The 26721-nt window shown below is 62.4% G+C and carries 27 protein-coding genes; 15 read left to right on the top strand and 12 right to left on the bottom strand.

The features are described from left to right. Nucleotides 1-36 precede the first annotated feature (36 nt). The 4 genes from LB529_RS24330 (at nt 37) to LB529_RS24315 (ending at nt 6031) form a co-directional block, all read left to right on the top strand. Nucleotides 37-498, top strand: coding sequence for an endonuclease domain-containing protein (locus LB529_RS24330; protein WP_224712504.1), 462 nt, complete (start codon nt 37-39; stop codon nt 496-498). Next, entirely contained in the window at nt 495-3077 is a 2583-nt protein-coding gene (locus LB529_RS24325; protein WP_224712501.1) for an FAD-dependent oxidoreductase, read from the top strand. The genes LB529_RS24330 and LB529_RS24325 overlap by 4 nt, the downstream gene beginning before the upstream one ends. A gap of 193 nt (nt 3078-3270) precedes the next feature. Further along, nucleotides 3271-4674: an ArnT family glycosyltransferase gene (locus LB529_RS24320; protein WP_224712500.1), complete on the top strand. Its 1404-nt coding sequence runs from the start codon at nt 3271-3273 to the stop codon at nt 4672-4674. Nucleotides 4675-4690: 16 nt separating this feature from the next. Next, on the top strand, nt 4691-6031 hold the full coding sequence (locus LB529_RS24315) for a M24 family metallopeptidase (protein WP_224712499.1): 1341 nt from the start codon (nt 4691-4693) through the stop codon (nt 6029-6031). Here LB529_RS24315 and LB529_RS24310 read toward each other — a convergent pair. Next, a complete protein-coding gene (locus LB529_RS24310) occupies nt 5999-6859 on the bottom strand; it encodes a phosphate/phosphite/phosphonate ABC transporter substrate-binding protein (RefSeq protein ID WP_224712498.1) in 861 nt (286 codons plus the stop codon). The genes LB529_RS24315 and LB529_RS24310 overlap by 33 nt on opposite strands. A gap of 326 nt (nt 6860-7185) precedes the next feature. Here LB529_RS24310 and LB529_RS24305 point away from each other — a divergent pair, with 326 nt between their 5' ends. Continuing rightward, complete coding sequence (locus tag LB529_RS24305) at nt 7186-8724, top strand: glucosyltransferase domain-containing protein (protein WP_224712496.1); 1539 nt, start codon at nt 7186-7188, stop codon at nt 8722-8724. A 32-nt stretch (nt 8725-8756) separates the two neighbouring features. On the opposite strand, the gene LB529_RS24300 is transcribed toward LB529_RS24305, so the two are convergent. Continuing rightward, nucleotides 8757-9779, bottom strand: coding sequence for a fatty acid desaturase (locus LB529_RS24300; RefSeq protein WP_224522686.1), 1023 nt, complete (start codon nt 9777-9779; stop codon nt 8757-8759). A gap of 228 nt (nt 9780-10007) precedes the next feature. On the opposite strand from LB529_RS24300, the gene LB529_RS24295 reads away from it, so the two are divergent. Both LB529_RS24295 and bmt read left to right on the top strand, forming a co-directional pair. After that, entirely contained in the window at nt 10008-10865 is an 858-nt protein-coding gene (locus LB529_RS24295; RefSeq protein WP_224601842.1) for a helix-turn-helix domain-containing protein, read from the top strand. 155 nt (nt 10866-11020) lie between these two features. Then, complete coding sequence (gene bmt, locus LB529_RS24290) at nt 11021-12043, top strand: betaine--homocysteine S-methyltransferase (RefSeq protein ID WP_224712495.1); 1023 nt, start codon at nt 11021-11023, stop codon at nt 12041-12043. A gap of 8 nt (nt 12044-12051) precedes the next feature. Here bmt and LB529_RS24285 read toward each other — a convergent pair whose 3' ends face one another. The 6 genes from LB529_RS24285 to LB529_RS24260 all read right to left on the bottom strand — a co-directional run bounded on the left by LB529_RS24285 (nt 12052) and on the right by LB529_RS24260 (nt 18598). Continuing rightward, nucleotides 12052-12336: a hypothetical protein gene (locus LB529_RS24285; protein ID WP_224601847.1), complete on the bottom strand. Its 285-nt coding sequence runs from the start codon at nt 12334-12336 to the stop codon at nt 12052-12054. Between the two features lie 139 nt (nt 12337-12475). Further along, complete coding sequence (locus LB529_RS24280) at nt 12476-14662, bottom strand: vWA domain-containing protein (protein WP_224712494.1); 2187 nt, start codon at nt 14660-14662, stop codon at nt 12476-12478. 2 nt (nt 14663-14664) lie between these two features. Next, nucleotides 14665-15225 carry an RNA polymerase sigma factor gene (locus LB529_RS24275; RefSeq protein ID WP_224636157.1) on the bottom strand — a complete coding sequence of 187 codons (561 nt, stop codon included), beginning with the start codon at nt 15223-15225 and terminating at the stop codon, nt 14665-14667. Nucleotides 15226-15407: 182 nt separating this feature from the next. Then, complete coding sequence (locus LB529_RS24270) at nt 15408-16139, bottom strand: dienelactone hydrolase family protein (protein WP_224712493.1); 732 nt, start codon at nt 16137-16139, stop codon at nt 15408-15410. 105 nt (nt 16140-16244) lie between these two features. Beyond that, nucleotides 16245-16934, bottom strand: a complete 690-nt coding sequence (locus LB529_RS24265; protein WP_224712492.1) for a 4Fe-4S dicluster domain-containing protein — start codon at nt 16932-16934, stop codon at nt 16245-16247. Nucleotides 16935-17023: 89 nt separating this feature from the next. After that, nucleotides 17024-18598, bottom strand: a complete 1575-nt coding sequence (locus tag LB529_RS24260; protein WP_140840065.1) for a trimethylamine methyltransferase family protein — start codon at nt 18596-18598, stop codon at nt 17024-17026. 269 nt (nt 18599-18867) lie between these two features. On the opposite strand from LB529_RS24260, the gene LB529_RS24255 reads away from it, so the two are divergent. Continuing rightward, the gene (locus LB529_RS24255) at nt 18868-19566 is read left to right on the top strand and encodes a corrinoid protein (protein ID WP_095764935.1); all 699 of its coding nucleotides are present in this window, start codon (nt 18868-18870) and stop codon (nt 19564-19566) included. 85 nt (nt 19567-19651) lie between these two features. On the opposite strand, the gene LB529_RS24250 is transcribed toward LB529_RS24255, so the two are convergent. Beyond that, nucleotides 19652-19786 carry an entericidin A/B family lipoprotein gene (locus tag LB529_RS24250; protein ID WP_041003961.1) on the bottom strand — a complete coding sequence of 45 codons (135 nt, stop codon included), beginning with the start codon at nt 19784-19786 and terminating at the stop codon, nt 19652-19654. Between the two features lie 53 nt (nt 19787-19839). Here LB529_RS24250 and LB529_RS24245 point away from each other — a divergent pair, with 53 nt between their 5' ends. Next, a complete protein-coding gene (locus tag LB529_RS24245) occupies nt 19840-20481 on the top strand; it encodes a DUF1638 domain-containing protein (RefSeq protein WP_224626001.1) in 642 nt (213 codons plus the stop codon). Nucleotides 20482-20484: 3 nt separating this feature from the next. Here LB529_RS24245 and LB529_RS24240 read toward each other — a convergent pair whose 3' ends face one another. Together LB529_RS24240 and LB529_RS24235 are read right to left on the bottom strand one after the other, a co-directional pair. Beyond that, nucleotides 20485-21396 (bottom strand): NAD-dependent epimerase/dehydratase family protein, encoded by a 912-nt coding sequence (locus LB529_RS24240; protein ID WP_224626003.1) that lies wholly within the window; start codon nt 21394-21396, stop codon nt 20485-20487. Nucleotides 21397-21489: 93 nt separating this feature from the next. Beyond that, nucleotides 21490-21636, bottom strand: coding sequence for a hypothetical protein (locus LB529_RS24235; RefSeq protein WP_181174728.1), 147 nt, complete (start codon nt 21634-21636; stop codon nt 21490-21492). Here LB529_RS24235 and LB529_RS24230 point away from each other — a divergent pair. The 6 genes from LB529_RS24230 (at nt 21635) to LB529_RS24205 (ending at nt 26310) form a co-directional block, all read left to right on the top strand. Continuing rightward, on the top strand, nt 21635-22210 hold the full coding sequence (locus LB529_RS24230) for a DUF4893 domain-containing protein (RefSeq protein WP_224626005.1): 576 nt from the start codon (nt 21635-21637) through the stop codon (nt 22208-22210). The genes LB529_RS24235 and LB529_RS24230 overlap by 2 nt on opposite strands. A gap of 94 nt (nt 22211-22304) precedes the next feature. After that, complete coding sequence (locus LB529_RS24225) at nt 22305-23087, top strand: formyl transferase (RefSeq protein WP_224712491.1); 783 nt, start codon at nt 22305-22307, stop codon at nt 23085-23087. 133 nt (nt 23088-23220) lie between these two features. Further along, nucleotides 23221-23523, top strand: coding sequence for a virulence factor (locus LB529_RS24220; protein WP_224712490.1), 303 nt, complete (start codon nt 23221-23223; stop codon nt 23521-23523). Beyond that, entirely contained in the window at nt 23516-24106 is a 591-nt protein-coding gene (locus LB529_RS24215; RefSeq protein ID WP_224522699.1) for a methylenetetrahydrofolate reductase C-terminal domain-containing protein, read from the top strand. The genes LB529_RS24220 and LB529_RS24215 overlap by 8 nt, the downstream gene beginning before the upstream one ends. After that, on the top strand, nt 24103-25194 hold the full coding sequence (locus LB529_RS24210; RefSeq protein WP_095764929.1) for a methylenetetrahydrofolate reductase: 1092 nt from the start codon (nt 24103-24105) through the stop codon (nt 25192-25194). The genes LB529_RS24215 and LB529_RS24210 overlap by 4 nt, the downstream gene beginning before the upstream one ends. Nucleotides 25195-25335: 141 nt before the next feature. Further along, nucleotides 25336-26310, top strand: coding sequence for a methyltetrahydrofolate cobalamin methyltransferase (locus tag LB529_RS24205; protein WP_095764928.1), 975 nt, complete (start codon nt 25336-25338; stop codon nt 26308-26310). A gap of 79 nt (nt 26311-26389) precedes the next feature. Here LB529_RS24205 and LB529_RS24200 read toward each other — a convergent pair whose 3' ends face one another. Further along, on the bottom strand, nt 26390-26632 hold the full coding sequence (locus LB529_RS24200; RefSeq protein ID WP_224545512.1) for a hypothetical protein: 243 nt from the start codon (nt 26630-26632) through the stop codon (nt 26390-26392). Nucleotides 26633-26721: the final 89 nt, after the last annotated feature.

Raw genomic sequence — 26721 nt, 5'->3', positions numbered from 1 at the left:
GAGGGGGGAGAGGTGGCGCCGCGAAGCGGCGACGGAGTGGGGGAAGGCGCTGCTCAAACGCGAAGCCGTCGCAAACAAGGCACGACCAAGCGCGCAAGAAATCTCCGGCAAGCCGGCAATCAAGCGGAAGCCTTGCTTTGGCTTGAACTGAAGTCACGCAAGCTCGGCGGCTATCGCTTTACGCGTCAGTTTTCCATCGGACCGTTCTTCGCCGACTTCGCTTGCCGCGAGCGTCGGCTCGTCGTCGAGGTCGATGGATCCCAACACGCCGACAGCTCATATGACCGCCGCCGCGACCACTTCATGCAGGCTCAGGGCTACTCGATCCTGCGCTTCTGGAACCATGACGTCCTGAAACATCGTGCTTCCGTCTGTGAAACCATCCTCGCCGCGCTCGACGGCAGGCTGACCGAAAACATCGCGGCATCCGATCTCCGCTTTGTTTTCACACCTCGATCCCCCGATTCAGTATTTTCAAACACGGATCTATCTGCATGAAATCCCACGTAAAAGCGGTTGTCATCGGCGGCGGCGTCGTCGGCTGTTCGGTGCTCTATCACCTCGCCAAGGCCGGCTGGACCGACATCATGCTGATCGAGCGCTCGGAGCTGACCTCCGGCTCGTCCTGGCATGCGGCGGGCGGCTTCCACACGCTGAACGGCGACCCGAACGTCGCCAAGCTGCAGGCCTACACGGTCCAGCTCTACAAGGAGATCGAGGAACTCTCCGGCCAGTCCTGCTCGCTGCATTTGACCGGCGGCGTCATGATGGCCGATACGCCCGAGCGCATGGACTTTCTGCGGCTGGCTCACGCCAAGGGCCGCTATCTCGGCATGGATACCGAGCTGATTACGCCCTCGGAAGCCAAGGCGATGTTCCCGCTGATGGACGAGACGAACTTCGTTGGCGCCATGTGGGATCCGGTCGAAGGTCATCTCGACCCTTCGGGCACCACCATCGCCTATTCCAAGGCGGCAAAAAAGCTCGGCGCCGAGATCGTGCTGCGCAACCGCGTCGTCGACCTGACTCAGCAGCCGGACGGCACCTGGAACGTCGTCACCGAGCAGGGCACGGTCCATGCCGAGCACGTTGTCAATTGCGGCGGCCTGTGGGCGCGCGAGATCGGCCGCATGGTCGGCGTCGAGCTGCCCGTGCTGGCCATGGAGCATATGTACCTTTTGACCGAGCCGATGCCGGAGGTCGAGGAGTTCAACAAGTCGACCGGCCGCGAGATGATCGGCGTGCTCGACTTCAAGGGCGAGATCTACACCCGCCAGGAGCGCAACGGCGTCCTGCTCGGCACCTATGAGAAGGCCTGCAAGCCGTGGTCGCCGGTCAACACGCCATGGGATTTCGGCCATGAGCTGCTGCAGCCAGACATCGACCGCATCGCGCCGTCGCTGGAGATCGGCTTCAAGCATTTCCCCGGCATCGAGAAGGCCGGCATCAAGCAGATCATCAACGGCCCCTTCACCTTCGCGCTCGACGGCAATCCGCTGGTCGGCCCGGTGCAGGGCCTGACCAATTTCTGGTGCGCCTGCGCCGTCATGGCCGGGTTCAGCCAGGGCGGCGGCGTCGGCCTCGCGCTCTCCAACTGGATGGTGCATGGCGATCCGGGCTTCGACGTCTGGGGCATGGATGTCGCTCGCTTCGGCGAATGGGCGAGCCTGCGCTACACCAACGCCAAGGTGCGGGAAAACTATTCGCGCCGCTTCTCGATCCGCTTCCCGAACGAAGAACTGCCCGCCGCCCGTCCGGCGCAGACGACGCCACTCTACGACACCATGCTCGCCAACAACGCCGTCATGGGCGATTCGTGGGGCCTGGAAACGCCGCTCTGGTTCGCGCCGAAGGGTACGGAGCCCAAGGACATCGTCTCCTTCCACCGCTCCAACGATTTCGGCCCGATCGGCGAGGAAGTGCGCGCCACGCGCGACAGGGTCGGCGTCACCGAGATCGCCAACTTCGCCAAATACGAGGTGTCCGGTCCGGGCGCGGAAGATTTCCTCAACCGGCTGATGACCAACCGCATGCCGAAGGTTGGCCGTATCGTGCTGACCCCGATGGTCAACGAATTCGGCAAGCTGATCGGCGACTTCACCATCGCCAAGGCCGGCCCAAGGAATGGAGAAGACCGCTTCATGATCTGGGGCTCGTCCGCAGCGCAGAAATATCACATGCGCTGGTTCGAGAAGCACCTGCCGAAGGATGGCTCGGTGCGCATCCACCGCTTCGACCAGACGCTGGTCGGTCTCTCCATCGCCGGGCCGAAATCGCGCGACCTGCTGCAGAAGCTCGTCGATGTCGATGTCTCGACAAAGGCCTTCCGCTTCATGGACTTCCGCGAGATGGCCGTTGGCGGCGCGCCCTGCATGGTCAACCGCATCACCTATACCGGCGACCTCGGCTACGAGATCTGGATGGCGCCCGCCTATCAACGCCTCGTCTACAAGGCGATCAAGGAAGCCGGCGCGGAATTCGGCATCGTCGATTTCGGCATGCGTGCGCTGCTGTCCATGCGCCTGGAAAAGAATTTTCCGACCTGGTTCCGTGAATTGCGTCCGATCTATGGACCGTTCGAAGGCTCAATGGACCGCTTCATCAAGCTGGAGAAGAACGACTTCATCGGCCGCGAGGCGTCCGCCAAGGAGCATGCCGAAGGGCCGAAGCTGCGCCGGGTCTCCTTCATCGTCGACGCTGCCGATGCCGACGTGATGGGCGACGAGCCAATCTGGGCCAAGGTCGGCAAGGATTACGGCACAGTCGAGAAGCCGCATGGCTACGGCGCGCCGCGCTTCGACACATCCGGCAAGGAAGTGCGCGGCTCGAAGGCCGCCGAAGGCGCTTCGGCCGTGCGCGGCATCGTCGATGGCGAATGGCGCGTGGTTGGTTGGGTGACCTCGGGCGGCTACGCGCATTACGTGCAGAAGTCGATGGCGCAGGGCTATGTGCCGGCCGCTCTTGCCGAGGACGAAAGCGCCGGCCTGTTCGAGATCGAGATTCTCGGCCACCGCCGCCCCGCCCGCATCAATGTCGAGCCGCCTTTCGACCCGAGCGGCGAGAAGATGCGAACCTGAAACCCCGCGAATTGTTGGATTGCGTCGGTAGCTATGGCATGGTCGGAGCCCACTACCGGCGCATCAGCATGAGAAGATCGTCCCCTTGCGGCAACTAGAGAAATGGACCGATTGGCTCTGCGATGAACGGGTCGGTCCATTCAGCGCGGCGGTTGCGTCGGTCCTCTTCTACTGCCTGACCCAGATCGTCATGATGGCCCTGCTGTCCCATGTTGCGGGCACGGGCGTCGGTGTCGACGATGCAGAGCAATTGACGGAAATGCGATTCCTGGCCGCCGGCTACGGCAGCTCGCAGCCGCCTCTATACACCTGGCTGGCGACGCTTGCGGCCTCGCTGGTCGGAACCAGCGTCCTTGCCCTCAAGATCGTCAAATACGGCCTGCTGGCCGCGGGGCTGGTCGCCTATTTCACCGCCATACGCCGCCTCGGCTACTCGAACCGTGCCGCGGCGGCCGGCATGTTCGGATTGCTGCTGTTTCCTCAGATCTTCTGGGAGATGCAGCACGCCCTCACCCACTCGGTCGCCATATTCTGTTTCACCTCGGTGCTGCTTCTGGCGCTGGTCGAGGTGGAGAAGCGGCGATCGGCTGTTGCCTATGCGTTTTTCGGCCTGGCGACGGCGGCCGCGATGCTGTCGAAATACAACATCGTCATCTTCCTTGCCGCCCTGTTCCTGGCATCTCTCTCGGTTCGCGAAACGCGTGAGGCGATCTTCGACCGCCGTTTCGCAATCAGCGTGGCGGTGGCGGTCCTTGCCTGCCTGCCTACGCTTTATTGGAGCCTGACACATCTGGAAGACCTGCTCGCGCACCAAGGGGGCCTAGGCGTCGCCGAAGGCGGCAGCGTTGCGAAAACGGCGCTTCTCGGCATCCGCAGACTGGTCAACGCGATCGTCAATTTCGCTGGACTGCCGGTCGTGATTTTTGCCGTCGCCTACGTCCTGGCGACAAGAAAACGGACGGATCCGCCTCAGCCGGTACGGTGGCCGGAAAAGCTGTTGTGGCGGGCGATCGTACTTGGTTTTGTGGTCATGGTCACAGTCGTGTTGGCGGCCGGCATCACCCAGTTTCGCGACCGCTGGATGCTACCGATCTTCATCCTCTTGCCCGCGGCGCTCGCCATGCGCTTCGACGCCATGGGCCAGAAGGGCCGAAAGACGCAAGCCACCATTGTCTTCGTCGGCGCTCTCCTTGCCATATTGGTGCTGCCGCTGAGCTGGTACATGCATCTGCATGGCGGCGACAGCCGCGGCAGCATCGTGCGCATGGATTACCGCTCGCTTTACGACCAGATCAACGCCGGCGGACCGGTCAAGACCGTGGTCTCGAGCTGGTTCTGGGTCGGCAATCTGCGCCTGGTCGATGCCGACCTCATCGCGCTCGATGATGAGACGCCGGACTTCGCCAGGTCGATCCGCGAGCCGGCGGTGCTCGTGCTTACCGATGACAGGGAATCGTCCTCGGAGGTTTTCGAAGAGTTGGCGAAGGTCGGCTACGTGATGGACACCATCCACCGCACGATTGAAGTGCCGCAGGCACTCGGCTTTCCGCCCCGCAAGGTCACGATTACCAGACTGCACAAGAAGCCCGCGCAGTAAGCTTCAGGTGGGACGAATGGACAAGTTAGGCTTCGGCCGCCATCGCAAGATCATGCCCTTCGAGCCAAGCTCGGTCGAAGCGCTGCGCGAGGCCTCGCGCGAAAAGGCGGCCTCCCTCAACCAGCATCTGCTGGGCTACGGCGCGACTACCGAAGCCGAGTGGGCGACGGCGGGCGTCGCCGCGCCGGACTTGGCCGAAATGCGCAGATACCGGCTGGACCGCATCCGCGCCGAGCTGAAACGCCGCGACTATGCCGGCGCCCTGCTCTACGACCCGGTCAACATCCGCTACGCGACGGATTCGACCAACATGCAGCTCTGGGTCGCGCACAATCCGACACGCCACTGTTTCGTCGCCGCGGAAGGGCCGGTGGTGCTGTTCGACTATTTCTCCTGCGAGCACCTGTCCGATCATTCGGGTGTCGTCGACGAGGTGCGTCCCGCCGTGTCGTGGATATATCTCTACAGCGGCGAGCTCACCGAGCAGAAAGTCCGGCGCTGGGGTGCCGGTATCGCCGAGCTCGTTGCCGAGCATGGCGGCGGCAACCGCCGCATTGCCGTCGACCGCATCAACCCGGAAGGCGTTGAGGAACTCGCCCGCCGCGGCATTGCGATAGGCAATGGCGAGGCGGTGATGGAGAGTGCACGCCTCATCAAATCGCCGGACGAGATCCTCGCCATGCGCCGCGCCATCGTCGCCTGCGAGGCAGCGATTGGCGAGATGGAGACAGCGCTGAAGCCCGGCATCTCCGAAAACGAGCTCTGGGCGGAACTGCATCGCGGCAACATCGCGCGCGGCGGCGAATGGATCGAAACGCGGCTTTTGTCATCGGGACCGCGCACCAATCCCTGGTTCCAGGAATGCTCCTCGCGCGTCATCGAGGATGGCGACCTCGTCGCCTTCGACACGGACCTGATCGGTCCCTACGGGTTCTGCGCCGATCTTTCGCGCACATGGCTTTGCGGCTACCGGCAGCCGTCGAACGAGCAGCGCGACCTCTTCCGCATCGCCGTCGATCAGATCGCTCATAACACCGATCTGATGCGGCCGGGCATCTCCTTTCGCGATCTCGTCGAGCGCTCGGCGGTGCCGCCGGACGACTGCTATCCGACGCGCTACGGCGTGCTCTATCATGGGGTCGGCCTTGCGGACGAATATCCGACGCTGCCGCATGCCGGCGACTGGACCGACGACACGCCGGACGGCGTGCTCGAACCCGGCATGGTGCTTTGCGTCGAAAGCTATATCGGCAGGCTTGGCGGGCGCGAAGGCGTCAAGATCGAGGAGCAGATCCTGATCACCGAGACCGGCAATGAGAAGCTTTCAGCCTATCCGCTGGACGAGCGGCTGCTCTGATCCGCCTTCGATAGCCGCGACGGCGTCGCGCATCGCGGCAACGATCTTTTCCGGCGTCGTTCGGGCGGTGATATAGGGCAGGCCCTTGCGCCGAGCCGTCCAGCCGACCACCTTCACGCCCCTCGCCGCCGGCTCGAAACGTTGCGCCAGCGCCCAGCTTTCGCAGTCGATGGCCGCAACATCGGCCCTGCCTTCCGCGATCGCCACGATCGACGACCGGTGGCCGCCGCTTTCGCCGCGCGAGGCGAAGATGTCCAGGCTTTCGCCCATCGCCTCCAGGTCGCGCTGCAGGCCGATCAGCCCGGACATCGAATCCGGATTGTTGAAGGTGAAGCGCCTGCCGCGGAGAAGGTCGATCGGGATGAGGGCCTTGCCGTCCACGGGCGAGGCAATCCCCGGTCCGCCATCCGCCGGCATCACCAGCGCGCTGGAATAGAGCTCTCCCTGCCCGCCCTCGAACGCATCGTAGCTCGGCTGCGCAATCACCTGCACATGCCGCGCAAGGCCGAGTTCCATCGGCCCCCAGCAGGTTTGCCCGAAGAGCAGCGCCGGGCTCAGCCAGAGCTGGTCAAAGTCCAACTCTTCCGGGGGCAGCGTCGCCGGGTCGGGCGCAATCGGCTTGCCGGCGCCGTCGAGTATCCCGCCGGGAACCCCTGGCAGCTCGCGATTGCTGCGCACGACCGCCTCCGGCGCATCGATGCCCCTTTGCCGGAAAGCATCGCGGAGCCGCGCCCATTGCGCGTCGACTTGGCCACGCGCTTCGGACCAATCATACATAGGCAGGGCCGCTATCCAGCCGCCGGAATAGCCGTCAGCTTCTCCATTCATTGATTTTTCCAACAACTCTCGTTGCATAACAGCCTCAGCAAAATCGTCCTATTCATACGCTATAGTGCGACCTCAACAAATGTGAGGCAGATCGAGCTCGTCGAGAGCACCTTCCGCAGAATGCGTAGGATCGGTAACAGCCGCCAAGGCCTTGACCGAGATACCCGCTCAACCGAGATGTCGCCGACCGCCCGTTGCCAGAAAGATTGCCCGACATCGTCCTTCTGTCTCAGATCAACAACCATGCTTATTGTAATTGCAAGGCACATCGAATATCGCTGTCCGGCCCTGCGCCCTGACGCTTTGAATATTTCGGGTCAATATCCATGAAATTGTCGGACGATACCGTTCCTTTCCATGAATACATAAATCCTGTCGCGGTATTACTTCTAATATTCGCAGCACTTTATTGGAGTGAATTAAGTACGTTCACGCTCTCGCAAGACGATGAACTCGCGGCATTCCGCCAGTCAGCAGACGTATGGCTTTCTCAAGGTCGATGGGGCATTTACCTAGTCGAACGGTTTCTGATGCCGAGGCCGATCATTCCATATCTCCCGATGGCGCTGTATGGCATCCTCAGTTCCATCGGTTACCTCTTCGTGTTGAAGGCCTATGGATTCAAGCCCGGGGCGATCGCGTACGTTATATTCCCAATCTTTGTCGCATATCCGAGTTGGTTCTGGCTTCTCGAATTTGGAGCGAACATTGCGTCAGCCGGATTCGGTATTTTGGCGGTTTCAGCGTCCACATACGTTTTCAGCCGCCTGCTTGCGAAACCGATTCGCAAGATTTCTCTCGCTGATATCTGTGCACATGTTCTGCTGGGCGGCATAGCGGCAAGTTTTTATCAAACGATTATTTTATCCAAAGCAGTTCTTCTAGTAGGTCTTATTATAGTTAATGGTACAAAATTACAGTGGAACTCCCGCACAATCCTCATCAACATAACGCTTGCAGTAATGTCGACTGTCGGGTCACTAATTACTTACGCCCTAATCCTTAAGGTATTTCTTGCGGCGACCGAAACTCACCTTGCTTACATCCAGAATTTCCTGGATTTAGAGACATTTGGTAACCGACCTTTTCACGTCTTAGCGACTACCTTGTATGAAGTTCTAGCGGTCTATAGCGGTTCGATAGACGCTTACGGGGTTTTCTCGCCTACGTTCGTGATTCCCATAGCTTTTGGTGTCATCTCAACTGTTTGGGCAGTTGGATGTCAAAAGGCAAACTGGTTGCTTCCATTGGCTACAATCCTGTTGTTGCTCGTACCGTTCGTTCAGTTTCCTCTTGCTGGCGGCTCCATGCCGCTACGTGCTTTGGTGGCCGTTCCGGCCACCGTTTGGGTTATGGCTGCTATAGGGTTCAAGTGTGCGCCGCTATGGATGTCTCGATTGGCATTCATTTCGGCGCCTCTGATCGCGCTGCAGTTAGTGAATGTATTGGCGCAGTTGGAAGCGACGAGTTCATTTCTGCGAACGCATGACCAGCTTCTTGCCGGCGCAATATATTCAAGAATCTCCGACACCATACCTGATTTCAGGACTGACCACATATACAAGATCGACATCTATGGTGGGAAACAGTTCAAACCCATTTACTATCCCGGTAGAGGATCAACTGCCAGCAATTCTTTCTTTGGGCTTGCCGGCGGCCAGACAGATCGTATCGTAAACTATATGTATCTGATTGGATTCACCAATCTGGAAGAGGTCAGCCAGGAGGAAAGAACTCGTCTCATAGGCAACTACGCAGATATGCCTATATGGCCGCAGCCCAAATCCGTGCGATTCATTGATGGAACAATTCTTGTAAGACTTGGAGAGCAGCCTAGCGTTGATCACTTAAAAATCCGGAACTGATCTGGCAGGCCAAGCGAGCCTTCGGCAACGGCTTACTCCTTCGGCGGCTCGGCGGGAACCGGCGCCGTGCCAAGTCCGCTGACATTGCGCGCCCTGACGCGCGGCTTGAAGGCGCGGCCCGGTTCCGGCGTGCGCCGCAGCACCGGATGGACGATCGGCTCTTTGGCCCTGAAGGCATGGGCTTTCAGCATCGCAAAATAGTTCGGATAGGCATAACCGTTGTTCATCCGCAGCCATTCCTCGCGGCGCTCGCGAAAGAGCTTCGGCAGCCGGTACCAGGCAATGGTCGGGCTCTTGTGATGAACGAAATGCAGATTGTTGTTCAGGAACAGGAAGGAGAGCGGCGAGCGCTCGACGATCACCGTTCGCCCCTCCGGATGCTCCGACCACTGGTGCTCGGCATAGGTGCGGATCGAGATCAGCGACTGGCCGAGCCACACCGGCACCAGGATATAGAGCCACAGCGGGATGCCGAAGCCGAACGTGACGATCGGCGCCACAATCGCGAGGCCGACGGCATGCAGCAGCCAGGCCTTGCGGATCGCTTTGTCGCCGGCAAGGATCTGCTTGGCATCGTCGATGAAGAAACCGACCGAGGACAACCACGGACCGAGGACTAGGCGGCCAACCATGGTGTTGTTGATCTTGAGCAGAAGCTTCATTGTCGGCGGCAGGCCCTCATGCATCCAGAGCGCCTGATAGTAGCTCTCCGGATCGTCGAGGGGATCGGTCAGGCGCTCGTCTGCATGATGGCGAAGGTGGATGGTTCTGAAGCGGCGGAACGGCCAGACCATGCCGATGGGCAGGAAGACGAAGGCTTCATTGATCCTGGCGTTGCGGGTCGGATGACCGTGCAGCACTTCGTGCATGATCGAGGATTGCAGAGCCAGGATAAAGGGCAGGACGGCAAGCGCCAGAAGCGGATGGGATGGCCAGACAAGGAAACCGGTGGCGAGCCATGCGCCGTAGCAGAAGAGTGTGAGGGAGACTGTCGGCCATTCGACAGCCGGTGTGCTGCTACGTCTCTTTTTCGTGCCGGTATTCACGCTTGCCATGCTCTCGACCACTGCCCCCCAGTCGCCGGAACCAACTCGATTCCTGACAACATTGTGTCAGGAGCCTGCCGTTACATCAACGCGACAATGCGCACAAACCGTTGCGAATGCGCATTTTTGGCGGCATATGTTATACATTGTAAACAGACATCGGGATTCATTTCCGCCTGAGCCACGTTCAGAACGGCCCCGGCGCAAATTTTTCCTCCTCAATGCTGGAGCTGCGTGATGGACAAGCGCGATCTGTCGACGACCTTTCGGGAGCGCCTGAAATTGCTCTTGACACGGTCCGACCTGAACCAGTCGGCCTTCGCGACGGCGGTCGGCATCGACCGTTCGGCGCTGTCGCAGCTCCTCTCCGGCGCCTCGACCCGCCTGCCGCGCGCCGAGACCCTCCTCAACATCGCCGCCGAGTTCAAGGTGTCGCTCGACTGGCTGCTGGGCCTGAGCCAGGACGAAGGTGTCACCGGCGAAATCAGAGAAAGCCTGGAGATCGAGGAGGCGCCCGACGGCTTCGACCGCACGCTTTTGGCCAAATGGCATGCCGAGGCGGCCGGCACCAAGATCCGTTATGTGCCCGCCGGCATTCCCGACCTTCTGCGGACTGAGGCACTGGTGGAATATGAGGCCGGCATTGCCAACAAGAGCCGTGAGGCGCAGGCAGGCGAAACGCAATATCGCATCGACTACAACCGTCGGCCGGAGACCGACATGGAAGTCTGCATGCCGCGCCACACGCTGGAGATCTTCGCGCGCGGCCTCGGTGTCTGGGATCGTTTCCCCGAGGCCGAACGGCGCAAGCAATTGCTGCACATGGCGGCGCTGCTTGACGACCTTTATCCGACCTTTCGCCTGTTCCTCTATGACGGCCGCATTCGCTATTCGATCCCCTATACGATCTTTGGCCCCTATCGTGCCGCGATCTATGTCGGCGACATGTATATCGTGCTGAGCGCCACTCAGCCGATCCGCACGCTCACCAGCCATTTCGACAACCTGATCCGGGCCGCCGACATCAACGCGCACGAGGCCGCGAGCTTTGCGCAAAGGCTGGCCGCAATGTCCTTCCCGTCAGGCTCTGCCTGATCGCGCGCATCGATATCATCTTGGCTGCCCCTGATCGTTCCAGCGAAACCCGTGGCCTTTCTCGGCCGCAAATTCGTTGACTGGACATAAAGACTTCTTTATATCGTTATTTGAATTTGAACGCGAAAGCCATTCCAGGCAGGAAATTCAGGGCGATGACCGCGACCAACCCTATTGACGCACTGCTTGCCGAAAAAGGCGTGCTTTTGGCCGATGGCGCCACCGGCACCAATCTGTTCGCGATGGGTCTGGAGGCCGGGGAAGCGCCTGAGCTGCTCAATGAGGCGGCGCCCGAGACCATCGCCAGCCTGCATCAGAACTTTGTCGACGCCGGCGCCGATATCATTCTCACCAACTCCTTCGGCGGCACTCGCCACAGGCTGAAGCTGCATCATGCGCAGGATCGCGTCCACGAGCTGAACAAGCGCGCCGCCGAGATTGCCCGCTCCGTCGCCGACAAGGCCGGCCGGACGGTGATCGTCGCCGGCTCCGTCGGCCCGACCGGCGAATTGCTGGTGCCGCTCGGCGCCATGACCTATGACGAGGCGGTCGAGGCCTTCGCCGAACAGATCGAGGGCTTGAAGGCCGGCGGCGCCGAAGTCGCCTGGATCGAGACCATGTCGGCGCCGGACGAGATCCGCGCCGCGGCTGAGGCCGCCATCCGGGTCGGCCTGCCCTATACCTACACCGGTTCCTTCGACACGGCCGGCCGCACCATGATGGGCCTGCTGCCGAAGGATATCCACGCCGTCGCCGATGGCCTGTCGCAGGCCCCTCTCGGCGTCGGCGCCAATTGCGGCGTCGGCGCTTCCGATATCCTGGCTTCGCTGCTCGACATGACCGAGGCGAAGCCGGACGCGACCGTGATCGTCAAGGGCAATTGCGGCATTCCGGAGTTCCGCGGCGCAGATATCCATTATTCCGGCACGCCGGAGCTGATGTCCGATTATGTGCGGCTGGCGGTCGATGCCGGCGCCAAGATTGTCGGCGGCTGCTGCGGCACCTCGTTCGCGCACCTTGCTGCCATGCGCAAGGCGCTGGACGCGCACACCAAGTCGACCCGCCCGACCGTCGAGACGATCGTCCAGCGCATCGGCCCGATGCGCAACAAGGCGGCGACGGCAAACACCGCCGAGACCAGCGAAGCCCGCCGCGAGCGCCGGCGCAGCCGCGCCTGATACGTTTTCTATTTGCTGTTTTCAGCGTAGCGCGACAGCGCGGTATTGAGATCGGTGCCGGCACTGCCCCGGTTGTCGGCGCCCATCGTCATCAGGGCGCCCGATGCGCCGGGGTCGCTGATCTGCTCGAGCATCGAGCGAAAACGGTCGTTGTTGAGGGCCGAAAGCGCTGTGTTGCGCGCCGCGTCGACATCGTTCCTGATGCGCGCGGCTTCCGCCGAAGCAGCGGACGGTCCGCGCACCGGCGCATTGGCCGCCGTCGAGTTCACGTTCCCCATTGTCGTGATATGCACTGCTGATCCCTCAAACCCTTGTCAGCACCGACTAACAGAAGCTCGTTGCGGCGAGGTTCCGGAAAAGCCGTGCAATTTAACGATCGAAAAAAGGCCGGCAGGATCTGTCCCGCCGGCCTTTCCTTCAATCCGCAATGGCCTACTTGTTGCCGTCCAGCGATGAGGCCAGCCGCACCAGCGACAGGAACTCCGCCCGATAGCCGAATGGATCGGCGCCGCGCGCGGCATTGGCGATCTCTGCGATGTGGTCATAGCTGAAATTTGCGGTCTGATCCTCGTCGCGCAGCTTCTGCCCGAAGGCCGCGACGGCAACCGAAAAACGTTGGTCGGCGCCGGCCGCATCGAAGGACGAGACCTCATTGGCGGCGGTCACCGGTGTGGTGATGAGCTTCGAGACGTTCTCGTCCGGCAGCTTGTAGCGGATCTTGACGAAGGCATATTCGCCCGCATTGGCGACGCCGCCATTGTCGACCTTGGCCTGGCCGTAGCGCAGCGGATCGACCTGCTCGCCGCCGCTGCCTTTGGGCGTGATCTCATAGACCGCGGTCACCGAATGGCCCGAGCCGATATCGCCGGCATCGACGCGGTCATTGTTGAAATCCTCGCGCTTCAGGGCGCGGGTCTCATAACCGACGAGACGGTATTCGGAGACCGTGGCTGGGTTGAACTCGACCTGAATCTTGACGTCCTTGGCGATGGTGAACAGCGTCGAGGAGGCATCCTCGACCAGCACCTTCTCGGCTTCGGCCAGCGTGTCGATATAGGCCGCCGTGCCATTGCCGTTCTGGGCGATGGTCTGCATCATCTGGTCGTTCAGATTGCCGCGACCGAAGCCGAACACGGAGAGAAACACGCCCGTCTTGCGCTCCTTCTCGATCAGCCGCTTGAGGTCGTCGTCACTGGTCTGGCCGACATTGAAGTCGCCGTCGGTGGCAAGCATCACGCGGTTGACGCCGTCCTTGACGAAGGATTGCTGCGCAAGCTTGTAGGCCTCGCGGATGCCTTCTTCGCCGGCCGTCGAGCCGCCGGGCGCCAGGTTGTCGATTGCCGCAAGGATCTTCTGCTTTTCCGCCCCCTTGGTCGGCATCAGCACCGTGCCGGCATTGCCGGCATAGGTGACGATCGAGACGGTGTCGTCTGGCTTCAGCTTGCTGACCAGCAAGCGGAAGGCGGATTTCAGCAGCGGCAGCTTGTCGGGCTCGTCCATCGAGCCCGAGACGTCGATCAGGAAGACCAGATTGGCCTTCGGCTGCTCGGCCGGCTTAACGTCGAAACCCTTAATCGCGACATGCATGAGCTTGGTATGCTCGTTCCACGGCGTCGGCATGACGGTGACGGTCGAGTTGAACGGCGTCTTGGTCGAATCCGGTCCCTTCCAGTCATAGGGGAAGTAGTTGATCATCTCCTCGACGCGGACCGTGTCCGGTTCGGGCAGACTGCCTTCCTTCAGCGAGCGCCGCACGAAAGAATAGGAGGCGGTATCGACGTCGATCGAGAAAGTCGAGACCGGATCCTGGGCTGTTTCATGCACCGGATTGGTTTTGAAATTCTCGACGCGATCGCGGTTTTCCTCCTGCGGCTGCAGTTGGTCGACCGGCATGGGCGCGGGCTGCACCATCAGCTTGGAATCGGCGACGGCGGGCGGAGACGCCGGAACGGCGGCCGCGCCGCCTGCCGGCGCCTTGTCGGCCCGCTCAGCCTCATCGACGCTAGGCGGTGTCATCGACATGATCACTCTGTTTGACGACCCGTCCTTGCCGCCGGCCGCGAGCTGGCCGCTCTCCGCCGGCGCAGGCTGCAGGGCGCGCTTGCTCTCCGGCGCAGCCTCCTGCTTGAGCAGGCCGTCGACCTCTGTCGCCGGCTTCGGCGCCGCCACTTGTGAATTGGCCCGAGTCTCGGCGTCGGCGTCTGTCTTCTTCTCCTTGGCCGGCGCCGCTGCCAGCGGCTCGTTGATCGCGGGCTGTTCCGGCGCAGGCTTCTGCGCCGCCGGCTTGTCGGCCAAGGTCTCGGTGACAGTGCCGTTGCCGCCGACGACGGGCGGGTGGTCCTTCAGCATCTCGAAAGCGGCATAGCCGGCGATAGGCAGCGCGACCAGCGCGGTGATGGCCGGCGTGGCAATGAGTTTCCGTTGCATGATGTCTCTCCAGAGCATTCTTGCTCGCTCAGTGAGACGAAGGCCTGCGAACGTTCCTTGGCGAACAGGCGAGATTTTTTCGTCGAGGTCGAAGGCCTGCATCGCGGCGGCGAACGCTCGCGCCTTGGCCTCGCCATCCGGCGCCGGTACCGCGATGTCGCGCAGCCTTTCGAGTTCGTTGTCGTCGACCATGGTCACACTTCCCCGGCTGAGCGCATCAGCAGCTTCAACCGTTTCTTCGCTTCATGGATGTGCCAGGACACCGTCGTCTCCGAGATCGCCATCACCTCGGCGGCCGCCGCGTGGTTGAGACCTTCGCCATAGACCAGCAGCACCGCGTCGCGTTGCTTGTCGGGCAGCATCCGCACCGCCGCCCACAGCGCCTCGGCCGGATCGTCGACCTCCGCCGACGCTTCGCCCGCGATCAGCGCATAGGCGCCGTAGGCATCGGTCTTGGCAGTGTCGCGGGCGCGCTTGCGCATCATGTCGCGCGAAGCGTTCAGCGTCATGGCATAGAGCCATGTCGTAAAGGCGCCGCTGCCCTGATAGTCGCGGATCGCGCGGCCGAGACGCACGCAGACGTCCTGGGCGATGTCCTCGGCGTCGGCTTTGCGGCCGCACCAGCGATAGGCGGCGCGATAGACGAAGCCGTAATGCCTTTCGAGCAATCTGCCGAAAGCACCCCTGTCTCCGCCCCTCGCCCGCCCAATCAGTTCGGCATCGGAGGCTTCGCCGTCGTCCAGCATCATCGCCATCATTTGCCTGTTAGACGAAGGCTAATGACCAATCCTTGGGACGATGAAAAGATTTTTTTGCGGAGGCGCATTTGCTTCTGCCCGTTCACGGGGAGAAGGTGCCCGAAGGGCGGATGAGGGGCGGCGCGAACATTCGAAGGCTCGCGCTGCACGGCGCCCCCTTCGCGATCTGCGAAAGAAGGCTAGCCCAGCGTCTCTTTGAAAAACGTCGTCAGCCGCTTCCAATGCCTCTCAGCGCCCGCCTCGTCATAGACGCTGTGGTCCTTGACGCACCAGCCGTGATCGACGCCGACATAGTTTTCGATGACGTGGTCAACCTCTGCCACCCTGAGCGCCTCTGCTAGCCGCGCCGACTGCTCCGGCGGGAAGCTGCGGTCGACGCCGGCGACGCCGACATAGACGCGCGCCTTGATCGAGGCCGCCTTGCGGTGCGGGCTGTCGGCCGCGTCGCTGGCGAGATTGCCGCCATGGAAGCTCGCCGCGGCGGCGATACGGTCGGGATAGCTCGCCGCCGCGTTCAGCGCCCGCGCGCCGCCCATACAGTAGCCGACGACGCCAATCGGTCCGGCGATCCCCTCGGCGGCCAGAGCATCGAGGAAGGCGCTGCCGTCGCGGATGGTCATGCCCTGCGTCGTGCCGCCGCTCAGCATCAACAGCAGGGCCTTGGTCTTTTCCTCGGCAAAGGCGGTTTTGGGATCGAACGGACCATAGGGCGCATAGCGGTAGAAGAGATCGGGCACCAGCACGGCATAGCCATGCTCCGCGAGGCGCTCGGCCATCTGGTCGAGCGCCGGGCGCGGACCGAAAATATCCATATAGAGTATGACGCCAGCCTTGGCCGGCGCGACTGGACGAAACAGCCGTGCCTTCGCCGTGCCGTCCAGGGTCTTGATCTTGATGTCCTGCCTCGTCATTGCGCGCTCCGCCGGTTTGCCAGGCGATAGATATCCGCACCGCCCGGCAGGGCAAGCCGCAACCTCTCGATCTCGGTCAAGTTTCCGTGCGGTTCGGAAGAATGCCTACAGTCCGGCGAACGCCGCCATATGGAAAGCCTGGACATCGGCCGGATAGCGATACTTAGCGCCATAAGGACAGGCGTTGCGGTCGAGGCAGCCGCCGGCGCGGCAGGGTGCACCATCCTTGCCACGCACATGCACCAGGCACGCCTGGTGCGCGAAGCCATCCACCGAATAAGCGTCCACCGGACAGGATTTCAGGCAGGGTTTTGCGACACATGTGTCGCAAAGATGAATCGCTTCGTGAGCTTCCGGGGGAGAAATCTCGTCCTCGAACAGCAAGGCCCCGCGATAGGCATGCCAGAGTCCATAGGTCGGATGCATGAGGATGCCGAGCGGCGACGGTTTCAGCCCCTCAGCCCGCATCGCCCATTGCTGGAACGGCAGATAGGGCCGGTCTGAAGGCGACACGGCGCGGACGCCGAATTCTTGCGCCACCGCGCCGATCACCTCGCGCGACCAACTGTCGAGTGGGTTGGCGATGTCCCTCGCCTGTCGTTCCCGCCAGCGCTGGAAATGCGGCCAGTGCGCCGCGCCCGCCTGTCCGACAAGCAGCACGGATTTGGCCGGCGCGCCGGAAGGCCCGGCTGGCGCCACCTCATCGTCACCGAAGCTGAAACCGCCGCGGAGAATCAGGCCGTTGGCCGCGAGCGCGGCCGCAATCTCCTCGACCGTGCCGCGGAAAAAAGTCATCCCTTCCGGTCCGGGTCGGAGAACGCGCTCCGCCAGACTTCCTTGTGGATGATGTCGGCCACTTTAGCCCGGCCTGACTCGGGCTCCTTTCACGTGAAGGCGTCGGCCATCGAGCCCTTCTTCCTGGCGATGAAGTCCTTCAGCGCCTCGTCGATGGCCGGATCGAGATGCGGCGCCTCGTAGCTTTCCAGCCAGCGGCGTGCGAGCTCGTTGGCGCGCTGCGGGGCGGTCTTCTCGCCTTCGGCCAGCCACTGCTCGTAGGAATTGTTATCGGCGATGCTGGAACGGTAGAAGGCCGTCTGGAAATTCGCCTGCGTGTGATCGCAGCCGAGATAGTGGCTGCCCGGACCGACCTGGCGGATGGCGTCCATCGCCTGGCCGTTTTCCGACAGGTCGACACCTTCGGCAAACTTCTGCTGCATGCCGAGCTGGTCGATATCCATCATGAATTTTTCGTAGCAGGACGCGAGACCGCCCTCGAGCCAGCCAGCCGAATGCAGGACGAAATTGGTGCCGGCAAGGATCGTCGAGTTGAGCGTGTTGGCGCTCTCATAGGCTGCCTGCGCGTCCGGGACCTTCGAGGCGCAGAGCGAGCCGCCGGTGCGGAACGGCAGGCCGAGCCGGCGCGCGAGCTGCGCGGCGCCGTAGGAAACCAGCGACGGCTCCGGCGTGCCGAAGGTCGGCGCGCCGGACTGCATCGAGATCGACGAGGCGAAGGTGCCGAACAGCACCGGCGCGCCAGGCCTGATCAGCTGGGTGAACGAAGCGCCGGCGAGCACTTCGGCCAGCACCTGCGTCAGCGTGCCGGCGACGGTTACCGGACTCATCGCGCCGGCCAGGATGAACGGCGTGACGATGCAGGCCTGGTTATGGCGCGAATAGACTTTCAGCGCGCCTAGCATGGTCTCGTCGAACACCATCGGCGAGTTGGCGTTGATCAGGCTGGTCAGCACCGTGTTGTTCTCGACGAAGTCGTCGCCGAACACGAGCTTGGCCATCGCCACCGTGTCCTCGGCCCGTTCCGGCGCCGTCACCGAGCCCATGAACGGTTTATCCGAATACCGGATATGCGAGTAGATCATGTCGAGGTGGCGCTTGTTGACCGGCACGTCCACCGGCTCGCACACCGTGCCGCCCGAATGGTGGATCGAGGGCGCCATATAGGCGAGCTTCACGAAATTCTGGAAATCCTCGATCGTCGCGTAGCGGCGGTTGCCGTCGAGGTCGCGCACGAAGGGCGGGCCGTAGACCGGCGCGAATACGGTCGCGTTGCCGCCGATCTGCACCGAGCGCTCCGGGTTGCGCGCATGCTGGGTGTAGATCGAAGGCGCGGTCTTCAACAGCGAGCGGCAAAGACCTTTCGGAAAATGCACGCGCTCGCCCTTGACGTCGGCGCCCGCGTCCTTCCAAAGCGCTAGCGCCTCGGCGTCGTCGCGGAAAATGATGCCGATTTCTTCCAGCACAGTGTCGGTATTCTTCTCGATCAGCGCCAGGCCTTCCTCGTTGAGGACCTCGTAGACGTTGATCTTGCGCTTGATATAGGTGAGCTGTGTGCCCGGACCGCCGCCCGAGCGCGCCGCGCGCCGGGCCGCCGCGCCGCCGCTGGCACCGCGCCCGCGCCGTGCGTTTGACGCTTCCTGGTCGACTGCCGCGTTCTCGCTCATGATCGTGCTTCCTATAAAACCTGGTCTGGATGGCTCGCGGCCCATAACCGCCGCTTCTCGCCGGATCGTAACCATGCACCCTATTGGAAACGGCCCGCCAGCGCCAACGCCTGTCGCAAAATCGACAAGAAAAGCGCCAACTTTCCAGTCGCTTTCCTTTTGCGGGAAGTCGCAAATCAGCTATGGCTAGCTTGCCCTCGCGGGTTAGGTATTGGCGCATTGATTTTTAGGCTGCCGCAGTCATTCCGAGCAGCAAGGAGCCCGAGAAAATGTCCGACGACGAGATCATCCTTTCCGAGCTTTCCGACGACGAGCTCGTGCAGCAGATGCACGACGACCTGTATGACGGCCTGAAGGAAGAGATCGAGGAAGGCACCAACATCCTTCTCGAGCGCGGCTGGGCGCCTTACAAGGTGCTGACCGAGGCGCTGGTCGAAGGCATGCGCATCGTCGGCGAGGATTTTCGCGACGGCATCCTGTTCGTGCCGGAAGTGCTGCTCTCCGCCAACGCGATGAAGGCCGGCATGGCCATCCTGCGCCCGTTGCTCGCCGCCACCGGCGCGCCCAAGCAAGGCAAGATGGTGATCGGCACCGTCAAGGGCGACATCCACGACATCGGCAAGAACCTCGTCGGCATGATGATGGAAGGTGCCGGCTTCGACGTCATCGACCTCGGCATCAACAACGCCGTCGAGAAATACCTGGACGCCATCGAGCAGCACCAGCCCGACATCATCGGCATGTCGGCGCTGCTCACCACCACCATGCCCTATATGAAGGTCGTGATCGACACGATGAAGGAAAAGGGCATCCGCGACGACTATGTCGTGCTGGTCGGCGGCGCGCCGCTCAACGAGGAATTCGGCAAGGCCGTCGGCGCCGACGCCTATTGCCGCGATGCTGCGGTGGCGGTCGAGACCGCCAAGGACTTCATGAAGCGCAAGCACAACGTCCGCGCTTCCGCCTGACCCAAGGCATCAGGATGGATCGACAAGAAAAGCCGCGCCTTGCAGCGCGGCTTTTTTGTACCCAGATGATAGGCGAGGCTGCCGATCAGTTGACGGTGTCTTTGACCGCCCTTGCCGTCGATTTGACGTCCTTACCGACGCCCCGGATGGTGTTGGCGCAGGCCGTGAGTGCAAGCGCGCATGCCAGGATGGCGATCGGCGCGATGCGTAGCAGTTTCATGGACGGTGTCTCCCTCGACAGATATTAAGCCCCGCAGCGAAAGCCGGCCCGACTTGGTCAAGACGCAAAAAACGGAACCGAATCAAACAGACAGGCTGCTCGTCATCGCCTGCGGGATGATTGCGCGCGAAGTTTTGGCCGTCAAGCAACAGCTAAAGCTCGACCATCTCGATCTGACCTGCCTGCCGGCCGAGTTCCATTTCTATCCGGACCGCATCGCGCCGGCGATGGACAAGGCGATCGAGAAGGCCAAGGCGGAAGGCTACCGGCACATCTTCGTCGGCTATGCCGATTGCGGCACCGGCGGCCTGCTCGATCGCGTCATCGAGAAGCACGACGTCGAGCGAATGGCCGGGCCGCACTGCTTTGCCTTCTACCAGGGCATGGACGCCTACGCGAAGGTCGCCGACGACGACATGATGTCGTTCTACATGACCGACTTCCTCTGCCGCCAGTTCGACGCCTTCTTCATCAAGCCGCTCGGCCTCGACCGGCATCCCGAGCTGATCAAGGATTATTTCGGCAATTACGAGAAGCTGATCTATCTCGCCCAGACCGACGATCCGGAGCTCGACAAGGTCGCCGAGAAAGCCGCCGCCATGCTTGGCCTCGCCTATGAGCGCCGCTCGACCGGCTATGGCGACCTGACCAGCGAGCTGGCGCGGACGGCACAGGGCGCCGCCCGAGACGCCTAGCCGTCACGCCTGTTCCAGCGCTGCAAGCACATCGGCGAAGCTGGTCCTGCAGACGAAGCCCAGCCGCTCCCTCGCCCGCGACGGATCGTAGACGCGGTCGATCGAGGAAAACATCGTCCAGCCCTTCCTCGCATAGAGCCTCGAATAATCCGGGAAATAGCGCGCGACGACCGTCGGCGCGTCGGCGATCAGCTCGGCGCAATCCTGCGGCCGGAACGGCGTCGGCGCCGAGATGATGAAGATGTCGAAGCTAAGGCTCGGCGCCTTCTCCAGGGCCGCCACATGGGCTTCCGCCGCATCCTCCACCGTCAGTCGCCGGAACAGCAACTCGTTGGCCTTGGTGTTGGCATCGGACTGCTCGATGGCATGCGCCATGTCGTCCGCCTCGGGAAAGAAGCGTGCCGTGCGCAGCACCACCACCGGCAGTCCATGCTCGATATGGTAGAGGCGACAGAGATGCTCGGCCGAGAGTTTCGTCACGCCATAGATGTTGCGCGGCTCAGGCGACATCTCTTCCGTCAGCCAGGCGGCCCTGCGCGCGCCGCCCTGGAACCCTGCGCGGATTGCCTGCGAGATCATAAGCGACGTCGTCGAGGTGAAGACGAAGCGTTGCACGCCGCAGGCCACGGCAGCATCGAGCAGATTGAGCGTGCCTTGCACATTCGTGGCGATAAAGGCCGTGTTCTCATGATGCTCGATATTCGGCTTGTGCAGCGCCCCACTGTGAATGATGGCCTCGATGCTGTTCTCGCGGACGGTCTTCAGGACAAGATCGCGATCCGCGATCGAGCCGACGATCTGCGTGCGCGCCGAGGCAACCGGATCGAGACCGACCACCTCATGGTCGAGCGCTTCGAGCTTTGGCTGAAGCGCGCTGCCCAACCAGCCGGACGATCCCGTGAGCAAGATTCGCATCGATCAACCGCCATTTTCTAGAGCATGATGCCGAAAAGTGTGGAGCGGTTTTCGGACGACATCATGCTCTATCTCTTTGATTTGGAGCCGGATTCAGATTTCAGGTCGACCCGACCTGAAATCATCCGGCTCTGGCTCACGCTGTAAAGCACGGATGACAGGTGAGCGCGAACCGGTAAGTTGTGCGCCAGCGATAGAAAGAACTTCGTTCCAGTCATTGATTTGAGGAAACACGTTCATGATGCCTCGCCTGTTCCTTGCCGCACTCGGTCTCGTAGCCCTCACATTGCCGTCCCTTGCCGACGGCGAGGTGCAGAAGCTGATAACGGCTGCCGACAAGGCGCGATTGGACAAATATGGCGATACGCGCAAGTCGGCTCTCGAGGAGGCAAGAGCCGGCGATCCGTCCGAGGTCAAGCAGTTGGACGAACTGCTCGCCAGACCTCTCGTCGCCTTCTCCGACAAGGATCTCACCGGCAACTGGAAGTGCCGCACCATCAAGGCGGGCGGCCTGAGCCCGCTCATCATCTATGGCTGGTTCAAGTGCAAGGTGACCGACGACGGCTCCGGTTGGCGCCTCGCCAAGATCAGCGGTTCGCAGCGCACCGCCGGCCGCTTCTTCGACGACGGCGAGAAACGCGCCATCTATCTCGGCTCGTTCTCGGTCAATGATGACAAGGCCAAGCCCTATGGCAGCGGTCCCGAAAGCGACCAGGTCGGCTACGCTTTCCGCAACAGCGCCACCGAGTGGCGGATCGAATTCCCGGCGCCCTATTACGAATCGAAACTCGACATCATGGAATTCAAGCGCTGAGCCCGTCCTTTGCTGCCTCGTTGAAACGGCGCCGGCACACCAAGGATTAACCTGCTCCGCCTAGCATGCGCGCGATTTCAAGCGGGTGGGTGCCGTGGCAGCGTCGGACTCGAATACGCGACCGGTCGTGGTCGTCACCGAAGGTGGCCCGCATATCTGGGCCATCGTCAATGCGATTGCCGACCGCGTCGGTCCCGTCAGCGTCATCCTCGAATCCGCCGAATCCAAAAAGCGCCTGCTCATCCGCCGTGCGCGACGTCAGGGCTGGATCTCGGCCATAGGCCAGCTCGGCACGATGGTGCTGACCAGGCTCGGCAAGCGGTTCCTCGCCGGTCATGCCGGGAGGCTGATCGCCGAGGAGAAGCTCGACACTGAACCGCGGCAAGGTCAGGTGATCATCCATGTGCCATCCGCCAACGGGCCCGGATGCCTCGATGCGGTCGCCAGGATCAATCCGGGCGTGGTGCTGCTTGCCGGCTGCAGGCTGTTGTCGAAGGAAACGCTGGCAAGAATGCCTTGCCCGGTGCTCAACTACCATGCCGGCATCGCGCCGAAATATCGCGGCATGAATGGCGGCTACTGGGCGCTGGCCTTCGGCGATCAAGGGAATTTCGGCACCACCGTTCACCTGGTCGATGCCGGCGTCGACACCGGCGGCGTGCTGAAGCAGGCGCGCGGCAGACCCAAGACCGGCGATACGATCGCCAGCTACGCGCTGCGGCAGGCAGCCTTTTCGCGCGATATCTGCGTCGAGGCGGTCGGCAATGCGCTGGCCGGCAGACTGGAAACGATCGATACGGGCCTGCCATCGACGCAATGGTATCACCCGACGATCTGGTTCTATCTCTGGACCGGCCTGACCAAGCGCGTCTGGTGATCAGCCGCAACGGATTCAGCATTCGCTTCGCGCCATCGCCAGCGTCGCTTTTGAAGGCGCGCGCGTCGTCCCATAACAAGCGGCTCAACCACGCATGCGGCAATGCTCCATGACTTCGAGGAGTTGAGAATTCATGGCCGATCTGATCGTCGTCTACTGGCGCGACATCCCAGCCCAGGTCATCGTCAAGAAGGGCCGGCAGAACGCCAAGCGCGAATTGCCGCTGCGCTTCACCGAGGCGATCGACATGTGCGCCATGCGTACCGGCGCCGGCGGCACCGACGACTATCTGGCGGAGTGGCGCAAGGCCGATCCGATCCCGGTCGGCGACGACATCGAAGCCGAGGTCGAGAAGGCCTATCAGGAACTCGACGCGAAATATGACCGAGAGCGGCTGGTCGCTCTGGTCAGGGCTGGCGGGAAAGAAAATGTCTGAGCAACAGCCGGCGGTCACCCAGGCCACCTTGGTCAAGAAGGCCGCGCCGAAATCCGATTACAAGCCTGCCGACGTGTCGCCGCAGCGCCGCGTTCAGCGCACTTTTGCCGTGCGGCTTTGGTCGGTCCGGCACTCGCGCTTGCTCGAATGGTTCTACAGCCGGTTCGCCGACGTCTTCCTGCTCTTGCACCCTCTTTGGAAAGGCATCGGCTACGGCCGCGTCGAAGCCCCGGTGAAATTCGTCGAGAAGCGGGTCAAGGGCTTCATGTTCGACTGCCGCATGTGCGGCCAATGCGTGCTCTCCTCCACCGGCATGTCGTGCCCGATGAACTGCCCCAAGCAACTGCGCAACGGTCCTTGCGGCGGCGTGCGCGCCAACGGCAATTGCGAAGTCGAGCCGGACATGCCCTGCGTCTGGGTCAAGGCCTGGGAAGGCTCGCGCAACATGGTCCACGGCGACAAGATCCTCACCGTGCAGAAGCCGGTCGATCAGTCGCTGCGCGAAACCTCGGCCTGGCTCCGCGTGACCGCGCAGGCCGCCGCCGCGCGCGAAGCGGCCAAGAATCCCGGAGCTTCGGCATGACCATCCGCCAGATCGACGAGAACCCGGCCGGCATCCACCTGCCGCTCGAGCCCCTGCCCGGCCACACGTCGCGCGGCCGGCTGGAGCGCGTGCTGCGCCGCGGCGAGTTCGCTGTAACGACCGAGCTCAATCCGCCCGACAGCGCCGATCCCGAAGACGTCTACAACCGCGCCAAGATCTTCGACGGCTGGGTCGACGCCATCAACGCGGTCGATGCCTCGGGCGCCAACTGCCACATGTCCTCGGTCGGCATCTGCGCGCTGCTCACCCGCATGGGCTACGCGCCGATCATGCAGATCGCCTGCCGCGACAAGAACCGCATCGCCATCCAGGGCGACGTGCTGGGCGGCGCCGCGATGGGCGTCGCCAATATGCTGTGCCTCACCGGCGACGGCGTGCAGGCCGGCGATCAGCCCGGCGCCAAGCCGGTGTTCGACCTCGATTCCATGTCGCTGCTCGAAACCATCCGCATCATGCGCGACAATGGCAAGTTCCTGTCCGGCCGCAAGCTGACGACGCCACCGCAGGTCTTCCTCGGTTGCGCGGTCAATCCCTTCGCGCCGCCCTACGACTTCCGCCCGATACATCTCGGCAAGAAGATCGCCGCCGGCGCGCAGTTCGCGCAGACCCAGTATTGCTTCGACGTGCCGATGTTCAGAACCTTCATGCAGAAGGCGCGCGACCTCGGCCACACCGAAAAGCTCTTCCTGCTCTGCGGTGTCGGCCCGCTCGCCTCCGCCAAGACCGCGAAATGGATCCGCTCCAACGTGCCGGGCATCCACATCCCCGATGCGGTTATCAAGCGGCTGGAGGGCGCGCAGGATCAGAAGAAGGAAGGCAAGCAGCTCTGCATCGACATCATCAACGAGGTGAAGGAAATCCCGGGCGTCGCCGGCATCCATGTGATGGCCTATCGCCAGGAAGAATATGTCGCCGAGATCGTCGATGAATCCGGCGTGCTGAAAGGCCGCCAACCTTGGAAGCGGGAGATCCGCCGCGACGACCAGCTGGTCGCCGACCGGCTCGACCACCTGCTGCATGACGAGATAACCGAAACCCAGGTGGATATGGTGAAGACCGCGCATTGATGTATGTCGCCCCAAAGTGGGAACCGGTTTGGGCAACGACACACATGAACCTAGAGCCTAAGAGCGCGGACGGCACGCATTCACTTGAACCAAATCAGATAACGATATAAAGAAGTCTTTATATCCCGACGGAGAGATCGCATGACCCGCACCATCGTCGCCTCGGCGACCCGAGAAATCGTCATCGGCTTCGATCAGCCCTTCTGCGTGATCGGCGAGCGCATCAACCCGACCGGCCGCAAGAAGCTGGCCGCCGAGATGGTGGCCGGCAACTTCGAGACCGTCATCAAGGATGCGCTGGAACAGGCCGCCTGCGGCGCCACTATGCTCGACGTCAATGCCGGCGTCACCGCCGTCGATCCCAATGCGACCGAGCCGGCGCTTCTGGTGCAGACGCTGGAGATCGTGCAGGGCCTAGTCGACCTGCCGCTGTCGATCGATAGCTCGGTCAGCGCCGCGATCGAAGCCGCGCTGAAGGTCGCCAAGGGCCGCCCCCTGGTCAACTCCGTCACCGGCGAGGAAGAAAAGCTCGAGGCCATCCTGCCGCTGGTCAAGAAATACAACGTTCCGGTCGTCGCCATCTCCAACGACGAGACCGGCATCTCGATGGACCCGGACGTCCGCTTCGCCGTCGCCAAGAAGATCGTCGAGCGCTGCGCCGATTTCGGCATCCCGGCGCATGACGTCGTCGTCGACCCGCTGGTGATGCCGATCGGCGCGCTGGGCGATGCCGGCCGCCAGGTGTTCGCGCTGCTGCGCCGGTTGCGCGAAGAGCTCAAGGTCAACACCACTTGCGGCCTCTCCAACATCTCCTTCGGGCTGCCGCACCGCCACGGCATCAACGCCGCTTTCATCCCGATGGTGATCGGCGCCGGCATGACCTCGGCAATCATGAACCCGGTCCGTCCGCAGGAAATGGAAGCCGTGCGCGGCGCCAATGTGCTGAACGGCACCGACGAGAACTGCACCAACTGGATCCGCACCTACAAGGATTATAAGCCGGCCGAAGGCGGCCAAGCGGTTGCGGCTCCGACCGCCGTCAATGCGCCGGGCGAAGGTAACGGCAATGGCGGCCGGCGCCGCGGCGGCCGCGAAGCCCGCATGGCCAGAGGATAAGCGCGCAATCGTGAGCCGCACCGCAAACAAGGCTGGTCCGATCGCATCGTGGATGCGGCCGGACAGCTCTGCTTTGCGTTCAGGCCACGCCCAATATGGCGTCGAACAACGCCATTCCCGCCCACGATCCGAAAATGCCTGTCACGCCGCCGACGATGAAATCATCGTCATAGGCGGGCCAGAACGCGTGCAGCAGCAGCGCACCGATGATCGCGCCGAGGATCCCGGTGGCGAGATATTGCGGATTGCGCAGCCACGAGCCCTTGATCACGCGCACCATGGTGAACGCGGTGAAGATGGCGGAGAGCAACAGATCCGACATGGTTGGCCCCTGGACCAACGGACTCTCCGCCCAATAGTAAAACGATCCGTTAAACGGCATCGGCGATTGCCATCGAGACACGTGCCAGC

This window comes from Mesorhizobium sp. CA5 (assembly GCF_020165105.1).
Lineage (GTDB): Bacteria > Pseudomonadota > Alphaproteobacteria > Rhizobiales > Rhizobiaceae > Mesorhizobium.
The sequence above is the reverse complement of the archived record's forward strand: the minus strand, read 5'-3'. Positions and strand labels throughout refer to the sequence as shown.

Excerpts from the sequence above, each read along its gene's own strand:
- LB529_RS24325 (WP_224712501.1), top strand. The coding sequence starts at position 495 with ATGAAATCCCACGTAAAAGCGGTTGTCATCGGCGGCGGCGTCGTCGGC.
- LB529_RS24320 (WP_224712500.1), top strand. The coding sequence starts at position 3,271 with ATGGCCCTGCTGTCCCATGTTGCGGGCACGGGCGTCGGTGTCGACGAT.
- LB529_RS24315 (WP_224712499.1), top strand. The coding sequence starts at position 4,691 with ATGGACAAGTTAGGCTTCGGCCGCCATCGCAAGATCATGCCCTTCGAG.
- LB529_RS24310 (WP_224712498.1), bottom strand. The coding sequence starts at position 6,859 with ATGAATGGAGAAGCTGACGGCTATTCCGGCGGCTGGATAGCGGCCCTG.
- LB529_RS24305 (WP_224712496.1), top strand. The coding sequence starts at position 7,186 with ATGAAATTGTCGGACGATACCGTTCCTTTCCATGAATACATAAATCCT.
- LB529_RS24300 (WP_224522686.1), bottom strand. The coding sequence starts at position 9,779 with ATGGCAAGCGTGAATACCGGCACGAAAAAGAGACGTAGCAGCACACCG.
- LB529_RS24295 (WP_224601842.1), top strand. The coding sequence starts at position 10,008 with ATGGACAAGCGCGATCTGTCGACGACCTTTCGGGAGCGCCTGAAATTG.
- bmt (WP_224712495.1), top strand. The coding sequence starts at position 11,021 with ATGACCGCGACCAACCCTATTGACGCACTGCTTGCCGAAAAAGGCGTG.
- LB529_RS24280 (WP_224712494.1), bottom strand. The coding sequence starts at position 14,662 with ATGGTCGACGACAACGAACTCGAAAGGCTGCGCGACATCGCGGTACCG.
- LB529_RS24275 (WP_224636157.1), bottom strand. The coding sequence starts at position 15,225 with ATGGCGATGATGCTGGACGACGGCGAAGCCTCCGATGCCGAACTGATT.
- LB529_RS24270 (WP_224712493.1), bottom strand. The coding sequence starts at position 16,139 with ATGACGAGGCAGGACATCAAGATCAAGACCCTGGACGGCACGGCGAAG.
- LB529_RS24265 (WP_224712492.1), bottom strand. The coding sequence starts at position 16,934 with ATGACTTTTTTCCGCGGCACGGTCGAGGAGATTGCGGCCGCGCTCGCG.
- LB529_RS24260 (WP_140840065.1), bottom strand. The coding sequence starts at position 18,598 with ATGAGCGAGAACGCGGCAGTCGACCAGGAAGCGTCAAACGCACGGCGC.
- LB529_RS24255 (WP_095764935.1), top strand. The coding sequence starts at position 18,868 with ATGTCCGACGACGAGATCATCCTTTCCGAGCTTTCCGACGACGAGCTC.
- LB529_RS24250 (WP_041003961.1), bottom strand. The coding sequence starts at position 19,786 with ATGAAACTGCTACGCATCGCGCCGATCGCCATCCTGGCATGCGCGCTT.
- LB529_RS24240 (WP_224626003.1), bottom strand. The coding sequence starts at position 21,396 with ATGCGAATCTTGCTCACGGGATCGTCCGGCTGGTTGGGCAGCGCGCTT.
- LB529_RS24230 (WP_224626005.1), top strand. The coding sequence starts at position 21,635 with ATGATGCCTCGCCTGTTCCTTGCCGCACTCGGTCTCGTAGCCCTCACA.
- LB529_RS24235 (WP_181174728.1), bottom strand. The coding sequence starts at position 21,636 with ATGAACGTGTTTCCTCAAATCAATGACTGGAACGAAGTTCTTTCTATC.
- LB529_RS24220 (WP_224712490.1), top strand. The coding sequence starts at position 23,221 with ATGGCCGATCTGATCGTCGTCTACTGGCGCGACATCCCAGCCCAGGTC.
- LB529_RS24215 (WP_224522699.1), top strand. The coding sequence starts at position 23,516 with ATGTCTGAGCAACAGCCGGCGGTCACCCAGGCCACCTTGGTCAAGAAG.
- LB529_RS24210 (WP_095764929.1), top strand. The coding sequence starts at position 24,103 with ATGACCATCCGCCAGATCGACGAGAACCCGGCCGGCATCCACCTGCCG.
- LB529_RS24205 (WP_095764928.1), top strand. The coding sequence starts at position 25,336 with ATGACCCGCACCATCGTCGCCTCGGCGACCCGAGAAATCGTCATCGGC.
- LB529_RS24200 (WP_224545512.1), bottom strand. The coding sequence starts at position 26,632 with ATGTCGGATCTGTTGCTCTCCGCCATCTTCACCGCGTTCACCATGGTG.